The sequence below is a fragment of the Endozoicomonas atrinae genome (genome assembly GCF_001647025.1).
Lineage (GTDB): Bacteria > Pseudomonadota > Gammaproteobacteria > Pseudomonadales > Endozoicomonadaceae > Endozoicomonas > Endozoicomonas atrinae.
The window spans coordinates 1-774 of sequence record NZ_LUKQ02000675.1 but is presented as its reverse complement, the minus strand read 5'-3'; the positions used below and the strand labels follow the sequence as shown (position 1 = coordinate 774).

General features: G+C 54.8%; 2 protein-coding genes and 1 tRNA gene. All 3 read left to right on the top strand.

What is annotated here, in order from left to right; genetic code table 11:
• Positions 1 to 227, top strand: a 227-nt coding sequence (locus AK963_RS34200) for an SU10 major capsid protein (RefSeq protein WP_175404760.1), incomplete at its 5' end; no start/stop codon positions are given.
• 45 nt (positions 228 to 272) lie between these two features.
• A tRNA-Tyr gene (locus tag AK963_RS29980) sits at positions 273 to 356 on the top strand.
• Between the two features lie 86 nt (positions 357 to 442).
• Positions 443 to 718: a hypothetical protein gene (locus AK963_RS29975; RefSeq protein ID WP_066018831.1), complete on the top strand. Its 276-nt coding sequence runs from the start codon at positions 443 to 445 to the stop codon at positions 716 to 718.
• Positions 719 to 774 lie beyond the last annotated feature (56 nt).

The following is a 774-nucleotide window of genomic DNA, read 5'->3' as shown; positions in this document are numbered from 1 at the left end:
TGCACCCGATGTTCCGTCAGATCAAGGGTCTGGCCGACACGATGATTGCTCTGGACTTCAGCTACATCAAGTACCGCTACCTCGACGGGCGCGATACCCAACTGCTGAAAGACCGCCAGGGCAACGACGCCGACGCGGTGAAGCACGAGTACCTGACTGAATGCGGTGTGGAAATGCTGCAAGACAAGGTTCACTCGGTCTTCAAGAACTGGCAGTTGAGAGCCTGATCCCGATAGTCAACCAGCCCCTCACCCGAGGGGCTTTCTCTTTCTGGAGAGGTACCCAAGCGGCAACGGGAACGGACTGTAAATCCGTACAATTTTGAAACGCAGGTTCGAGTCCTGCCCTCTCCACCACTTCAGGCACAAGGATAAGTAGGACGATCACCCGCACTCAATCCCATACCATCGGGCTAAACACTTCAAACACCGAGTAGCCCGTCATGCCAGAAAAAAAAGATCAGCCAACACCAAAAAAAGCAGCCGCACCCAAACCGGAAAAAGCAGAAAAGACCGTTAAAAAAGCGGAACCCAAACAGTACGTCAGCAAAGACCATCACCTGCTGGTTCACGTAATCCGCTCCCCGAAGCACGAATGGCGGGCGCGGCGTATGCTTACCGACGGTCGCTATGTCTGGCGAATCCCCGCCGACGAAGTAAAAGCCTTCGAGGCTCACGAAGCCTTCAAGAACGGCAGGGTCGTTCCTTACGATGGCTAACCAGAGCACCACCCCGCACATTCGGGACAGCTTCAGCCCTTTGCAGGACATCGTAA

Bases quoted from the DNA above. Each gene is read 5' to 3' on its own strand.
- AK963_RS29975 (WP_066018831.1), top strand. From the start codon at position 443: ATGCCAGAAAAAAAAGATCAGCCAACACCAAAAAAAGCAGCCGCACCC.